The following is a 7,544-nucleotide window of genomic DNA, read 5'->3' as shown; positions in this document are numbered from 1 at the left end:
CGATCCGCCGCATCCCCCGGACCAGATAGGCGTGGTCGATCGGTGCGATGTCGTGCCGGTCCAGGCCGTGGTCCCGCAGCGTGGTGCGCAGATACGTCCGCCGGTGGCCCGCGTAGGGCGCGAAGGCACGGGTCGCCCGGGCCGCGAGGCGCTCCAGTTCGGTGGGGTCGGCGACCGGTCCCGGCACGAGGCGGATGCGCAGGCCGTGCAGGAAGCCGACCGCCTCGAACACGGCCTGCACCGGCGTCTCTTGGTGGTGGGTGAGGTGGCAGGTCGACGGGGTGCCGGGGACGGGGTCGAGCCGGCGGGCCAGTTCGTGCATGAGCCGGGCCGCCGCTTCCACGGGCAGCAGGTTCAAGTGGGCGCCCGGACGGCCCTGGATCCGTACCAGCGGAGCGGCGCCCGCCGGCTCCGCGACCGTCCCGGACCGGTCGCCCGGCGGGCCGTCCGATGGCATGCCCGTCAACAGGCCAAAGGCCCGGGCCAGTTCGGCCAGCGGGTTACTGGGGGTGCCGATCTCGCTCGGCCGGTCGCCGACCAGGATGCTGGGCCGGTAGACGACCACCCGCGCCCGCTGCTCCGCCGTCCACCGCCGGACGTAGTGCTCCGCCTCGAACTTCGAGCGCTCGTAGGCGTTTTCGAAGCCGTGCGCGCCGTCCAGGTCCGCCTCGCGGACGGCTCCGCTGCTGCGGCCGCCCGCGACGAAGGCCGTACTGACGTGGTGGACGCGTACGCCCGGGGCCGCGGCCGCGACCAGGCGCAGCAGATGACCGGTGCCCGTGACATTGGTCCGGTGCAGGGCTCTGGCCGGTGCGTTGAGGCCGACGTGGCCGGCCAGGTGCCAGAACTCGCCTGCCTGCGCGGCGAGTTTCTCGAACTCCCCCGGCGTCAGGCCGAGATCCTCGCGGTTCAGGTCGACCGGGACACCGCGGACCTGGTCCGGTACGGCCCGCACCAGGCGTTCGGGTACGCCGCTCGCCCGCAGGCACCGCACGAGTCGCTCGTGGACCGGCGGGCGGCCCCGGCGGGTCAGCGCGATGATCCGCTGTCCGGACTCCAGGAGGTACGGCAGGAGATGGATGCCGAGGAAGCCGGTGGCGCCGGTGATGACGATGGGCACGATGAACCCTCCCGGGTTGCTGGTCGGCAGGTCGCCGTGGAATGCCGGTGTCGACCGGTCGGGCCGAAGGGCCACCGCGACCGCCGGGATCGCGGGGGCCCGCCGGGATCACCGGGAACCCCCGGAGATCACCGGAGATCACGGGGACCACCGGGGGACCGCGGGAGCGGGCCGGCGATCAGCCGAGGGTCGCGAGTTCCTCCAACGATTCGAGCCATCGCTCGGGTACGGCCTGCCAGTTGGCGCTCGCGGCCGGGAAGACGACTGCGAGGCGGGCCTTGCGGCCGAAGGTCGAGAAGAAGGAGAAGCCGCGGTGTCCCGGGATCAGCGGCGGGACGAAGAGGGCGGTGTGCGCCGGATTCCCGTCGAAGGACAGCCCGTCCGGCAACGCGCGGTTGGAGGCGACCAGTTGCGTCCGGCGCGGCTGGAGGTAATTGCGAACCGTCCAGCGGGCGAGCGGATCGGGGCACAGCCGGATCATCGCGCTGGTGCACGCGCGCCGCTCCGGCTTCCGCGCGCTCGCCGTCCTGCGCCGGATCAGCTCTATCCGGCGCCGCAATGACGACTCGGAGCATGGCAGTTGGACCCGCAGCATGGACAGCCGGTTGCCCAGCGCTGCGCCTTCCTCCCCCGGCAGCGCGGTGCTCATCGGCACGCAGACGTGCGGATCGACCGCCGTGAAGACATCCGCCAGCGCGCCGCAGAGCCCGGCGAGGTAGACCTGGTTGACCGACGCGTCGTGCATCTCGCCGATCTTGCGGAGGTAGTCGAGGTCCACCGGTTCGGAGACGGCCACCCGTGTCCCGTGCGCGTCGGCCGCCGCCGCGAAGGCCCTGCGGGTCCGCACCCGGGGCGTGATCAGGTCCGCGACCACCCGTGGGACATGCGCCAGAACGGCCGGCCGCCGGGGGCGCGGACCGCCGCCCACCGCCGCCATGGGCTCCGCGTCCAGCGGTCCGAACAGGCGGCGCGTGGTCTCGCCGGCCGCTCCGGCGTCCTGGAAGGCGTGATGGGCCCGGTAGGCGAGGGCGAACTCCCCGGGTGTGTAGCCGTACAGCAGCCAGACGTCCCACACCGGCCCCAGCGGTGAGAGCGATGCCTCCAGGAGGGTCTGGGCGGCGAGCGCGAAGCCCTCGTCGGGGTCCGGGAGCGGCGGCGCGGGGTCCAGCGGCGGCGCGTCGAGCAGCGGGACCGCCCCGAGGGGGGCGCCGCGGTCCAGGCACACGATCCGCAGGTGGGCGGCAGCCCGGGTGTCGGCGGTCGGCTCCGGCTCGCGGCCCCGGCGGTCCGGTTCCGGGTCCTGACGGTCCGGTTCCGGGTCCTGACGGTCCAGGTCCGCCCCCAAGCCCGGTTCCGGACGCGATTCGAGCCCCAGGCCCTGGCCCCGGCCCTGACCCTGACCCAAGTCCAGCTCCGCGGACCGTTCCCAGCGGCCGTGCGGAACCCCCGGCCGGAAGCGGAGTTCGGGGACCAGGTGCAGCCGGGCGGCGAGGTGCGCGGCGAGCCGGTCCCGGGTGGGCGGTGTGCCGTGGAAGCGCAGGACATGGGTGTGGTGCAGCGGGTAGTGCGGCGCCGCGTCGTCGAGATCGACGAAGAACTGATCGACCGGGTTCGATCTCAGGCGGTCCATGGTGGTCCGGCTCCTCTGTCGGCGCCGAGCCGCGGCCGACCGCGGGAGCGTCCGGAGTCACTGTCGGTGCGCAGCTTGCAGGTGCGGCGTGGCCGTACGCCGGTCGGCTGAGCGGCGCGTCCGTGACGCCGGACTGCTCCGGTCCGGCGCACGGAAGCCATTCTCACCGTAGGTCATCATCCGAGGTCAAACGGTAGTCGCTCCAGTGCCGAAACGTTCACCCGTCCGGCTCCCGGGGCGCCACCCGCAGAGCCGAACAGCCCGCCCCCGGCGCACCGGACGGTCCTGCGGCAGCCCCCGTCCGACGGCGTCAAGGTCGCCGAGGAGTTGGCCGCCCCCAACGACTGCGGCCCGATGCCGGCCCAAGCCGCGCAACAGCGGCAAGAGCCCGGCCGATCCGGCGCTCGGCCCGGTCAACCGCAGTCGGGTGCAGATCGGGACCTGCGGGACCGCCGCCAACCGGCAGGGGAAGCTGCCCACTTCCTGATCCCCGGCGTCTGATCCCGACGGCGGGACCGCCCCGCCGCGTTCACTTCTCGTAGACGGCGCCCTCCGCCGGGGTGCCGCCGTTGGTCAAATCTTTGCGAGCGGCCTGCCCGCCGCACCGCCCGCGCGACCAGCGCTTTCCCGGATCGCCCGCCGGCCCGGAAACCCGCACTGGTCCAGACCTATTGACATCGCGGCGCCGGGTCTGACTTCATGTCTCGTGGCCCAGCCAGGTCCCCCACCCCACCGCGCATCCAGCTGACCTGGGCAAACGCATCTCCCCCCACCCACCTGTCGCACGGCTCCAGCCTCCTCCCCCCTCGCGGGCAGAACGCAGGCCCCAGCCTCCCTGGGAGCGCTCACACCGCAGAGGCGGACTGCCAACCGAAAGGACTCGGTCATGACGCGACGACCGGGCCGGACCAGGATCGCGGCGCTCCTCCCCACCGTCTGCGCCACGCTGGCCGCCCTCACGCTCGCCCTCACCGGCACCGCCCAGGCCGACGCGGCCACCCGGCAGCCCGCACCGGCACCGGCACCGGCCCGACAAGCCCCACCGGCCCGATCGTCGGGTACGGCGGCACGTGTGTGGGCCGGCACCGCCAACGGCACGGCGGTGCAGCTCTACGACTGCAACGGCACCGCCGCCCAGCAATGGCGTGCGGGCGCGGGCAGTTCGCTGCGCGACCCCGCCTCGGGCCGCAGCCTCGACGCCACCGGCAACAGCTCCGCCGACGGCACCCGGCTCCAGCTCCGGGACTGCACGGCCGGCGCCAACCAGGCGTGGAAGCTCCCTGGTTGAGCCCCCGTAGCCCGGGCTTGGCGTCACCCCAGCATCCGGTGCGGACCGTGCTCCTCTCCGTACCGGTTGGTCACGCGCACCGGCAGGCGACCGGTGCGGCAGATGCTTGGAGGCATCGTGCACACGTTCCGCATATCGGCCCGACCATCAGCAAGACAACGATCGACCTACCTGGTCACCCTGGCCCTGGTGGCCGGCGGTTCCGGTCTTCTCGGGGCGGTGGCCCCCACCGCGTCCGCGGGTCCCGCCGCGCCGGCCGCGGTGAGCAGCAGCGCCTGTCCCTGGGTGCACTCGACCGCACCCATCCCCCAGCGGGTCAGCCAGTTGCTGGCCAAGATGACCACCGCGCAGAAGGTGACCCTGGCCACCGGCGCGAGCGGCTCCAGCTATGTCGGCTTCACTCCGGCGATCGGCTCGCTGTGCATCCCGGCGATGAATCTGGAGGACGGTCCGGCCGGCGTCGCCGACGGCATGACCGCCGTCACCCAACTCCCGGCCCCCGTTGACGCCGCCTCGACCTGGGACACCGCGGCCGAGCAGAGCTACGGCCAGGTCATCGGCTCCGAGGAGGCCGCCAAGGGCACCACGGTCGACCTGGGCCCGACCATCAACATCGACCGCGACCCGCGCTGGGGCCGCGCCTTCGAGTCGGTCGGCGAAGACCCCTACCTCAACGGTCAGTTGGGCGCGGCCAATATCCGCGGCGTGCAGTCCACCGGGGTGATGGCCCAGGTCAAGCACCTGGCGGTCTACAACCAGGAGACCAACCGCAACACGCCGTCGGACAACGCGGTGATCAGCAACCGGGCCATGCAGGAGATCTACCTGCCGGCCTTCCAGGACGCCGTCCAACAGGGCGCCGCCTCCTCGGTGATGTGCTCCTACAGCACCATCAACGGCACCTACGCGTGCCAGAACCCCTACCTGCTGAACACCGTGCTGCGCCAGCAGTTCGGCTTCTCCGGCTTCGTGACCTCGGACTGGGGTGCCACCCACGCGACGGCGGCCTCCGCCAACGCCGGCCTGAACCAGGACATGCCGGGCAACGACGGCTTCTACGGCGGCGCCCTGCAGAGCGCGGTCGCCTCCGGCGCGGTCAGCCAGGCCACCCTCAACTCGCTGACGTCCGGCATCCTCACCGAGATGTTCGCCTTCGGGCAGTTCGACAAGGCCCCGGTGGGCTCGCCCGCCCAGACCGCCACCAGCGCCGCCGACCAGAGCGCGGCGACCCGGATCGCCGAAGAGGGCACGGTGCTGCTGAAGAACAGCGGCAATGTGCTGCCGCTGGCCGCCACCACCAAGTCGATCGCCGTGATCGGCGCGGACGCCTCCACTTCCCCGCAGACCGACGGCGGCGGCAGCGCGGGCGTCACCTCCAGCGGCACGGTGACCCCCTTGCAGGGGATCACGTCACGGGCCGCGAGCAGCGGCGTCACCGTCGCCTACAACGACGGCTCCTCGAACAGTTCGGCCGCCTCGCTCGCCGCGTCCTCCGGCGTGGCCGTCGTCTTCGTCAGCGACTTCGAGTCCGAGGGCAGCGACCTGGGCGCCATCGACCTGCCCAGCGCGGAGAACTCGCTGATCTCGGCGGTCGCCGCGGCCAACCCCAACACCGTCGTGGTGCTCAACACCGGCTCCGCGGTGACCATGCCGTGGCTGGCATCGGTCAAGGGCGTGATGGAGGCCTGGTACGCGGGCCAGGGCGACGGCACCGCCATCGCCTCGCTGCTCTTCGGCGACACCAACCCCTCCGGCCACCTGCCGGTGACCTTCCCGACCTCGCTGTCCCAGGTGCCGGCCCACACGGCGGCGCAGTGGCCCGGCACGAACGGCAACGTCCAGTACTCCGAGGGCGTGGACGTCGGCTACCGCTGGTACGACGCCAACAACCTCACCCCGCTGTTCCCCTTCGGCTTCGGGCTGTCCTACACCAGCTTCTCCTTCAGCAACCTGCACGTCGGTACGCTGCCGGCCGGCGGCGCGGCGACGGTCACCGCGACCGTCACCAACACCGGCACGCGGGCGGGCGCCGATGTCGCGCAGCTGTACGTGACCGATCCGGCGGCGTCGGGTGAACCGCCCAAGCAGCTCGAAGGGTTCGCCCGGGTCAACCTCCAGCCGGGGGCCAGCCAGACGGTCAGCTTCCCGCTCACGCAGCGCAACTTGCAGTACTACAACGCCGCGTCGGACGCCTGGGCCACCAGCACCGGAAGCTACGGCGTCGCGGTCGGCGACTCGGGCGGCAGCCTGCCGCTGACCGGCACCTTGTCGGTCACCTCGGCGCAGCTCGGCCAGCCGCTGACCGTCACCAACCCCGGCGGTCAGGAGGGCCAGGCGGGCGCCGCGGTCTCCGTCCAGCTGGCGGCGAAGGACACCACCGGCGGCCAGACGCCGACCTTCAGCGCCACCGGGCTCCCGGCCGGCACCTCGATCTCGGCGGCCGGCCTGATCACCGGAACGCCGACGGCGACGGGTACAGGCACCGTCACCGTCACGGCCCAGGACGGCGCGGGGGCGCTGGCCAGTACCAGCTTCATCTGGACGGTGGCGCCCGGCGGTTCGGCCGTGGCCAATCCCCTGGTCGGCTTCGGCGGGCTCTGCCTCGACCTGAGCAGCGACAACAACGCCGACGGCTCCAAGGTCGACGTCTACACCTGCAACGGCACCAACGGCCAGGAGTGGACCGAGCAGGCGGACGGCACCGTGCAGGCGGCCGGCAAGTGCCTCGACGTGAAGAGCGCCGGCACCGCCAACGGCACACTGGTGGACCTCTACACCTGCAACGGCACCGGCGCGCAGGTCTGGCAGCACCAGGCCAACGGGTCGCTGCTCAATCCGTCGTCCGGCAAGTGCCTGGTCGACCCCAACTCGTCGACCGCGACGGGCACCCAGGTACAGATCACCACCTGCGACGGTTCGGCGGCCCAGTCCTGGGTCGCTCCGGCCGGCTCGGGCGGCGGCCCGGGGTCGGGCGGTCAGGTGACCGGCTACCAGGGGCTGTGCCTCGATGTGGCCGGCGCCAGCACCGTCGACAAGACCAAGGTGGACGTCTACACCTGCAACGGCACGGCCGCCCAGCAGTGGACGGTCTCCGGCCAGACCCTCCAGGCGCTCGGCAAGTGCCTGGACGTCAACGCCGCGGGCACCGCCAACGGCACACTGGTGGACCTCTACACCTGCAACGGCACCGGCGCGCAGGTCTGGCAGCACCAGTCGAACGGCGCCCTGTTGAATCCCGCGTCGGGCAAGTGCCTGGACGACACCGGGATGTCGACAACGCCGGGCACACAGGTGCAGATCTGGTCCTGCACCGGGGCCGCCAACCAGTCGTGGACGCTGTCGTAGTCCCCGGTCCGGGGCGCTGACGCGTCCTCGATGCGCCGCCGCCTCGGCGGCGACCTGAACCGACCGGCCCGGGCCCTGTGGCCCGGGCCGATCGCGTGCGCCCGGACGGCGACCGGCCCGCCCGGCGCCTGCCGGACGCCGGCCGCTCTTTTTGGCGGTAT

Annotated in this window: 4 protein-coding genes; 2 read left to right on the top strand and 2 right to left on the bottom strand. The window is 72.7% G+C overall.

Features of this window, described 5'->3' with window-relative positions; all coding sequences use genetic code 11:
• Positions 1 to 1,120 (bottom strand): SDR family oxidoreductase (locus GA0115240_RS31550; RefSeq protein WP_141709035.1); only part of this gene is annotated, 1,120 nt, incomplete at its 3' end.
• A gap of 178 nt (positions 1,121 to 1,298) precedes the next feature.
• Positions 1,299 to 2,750, bottom strand: coding sequence for a WS/DGAT domain-containing protein (locus GA0115240_RS31545; RefSeq protein WP_093742050.1), 1,452 nt, complete (start codon positions 2,748 to 2,750; stop codon positions 1,299 to 1,301).
• Between the two features lie 886 nt (positions 2,751 to 3,636).
• On the opposite strand from GA0115240_RS31545, the gene GA0115240_RS31540 reads away from it, so the two are divergent.
• Both GA0115240_RS31540 and GA0115240_RS31535 read left to right on the top strand, forming a co-directional pair.
• Complete coding sequence (locus GA0115240_RS31540) at positions 3,637 to 4,038, top strand: RICIN domain-containing protein (protein ID WP_093742048.1); 402 nt, start codon at positions 3,637 to 3,639, stop codon at positions 4,036 to 4,038.
• A gap of 117 nt (positions 4,039 to 4,155) precedes the next feature.
• Positions 4,156 to 7,383, top strand: coding sequence for a glycoside hydrolase family 3 C-terminal domain-containing protein (locus GA0115240_RS31535; RefSeq protein WP_202451937.1), 3,228 nt, complete (start codon positions 4,156 to 4,158; stop codon positions 7,381 to 7,383).
• Positions 7,384 to 7,544 lie beyond the last annotated feature (161 nt).

The sequence above is a fragment of the Streptomyces sp. DvalAA-14 genome (assembly GCF_900091855.1).
Lineage (GTDB): Bacteria > Actinomycetota > Actinomycetes > Streptomycetales > Streptomycetaceae > Actinacidiphila.
Note: the sequence above shows the minus strand (reverse complement) of the source record. Positions and strands in the feature narration are given on the sequence as shown.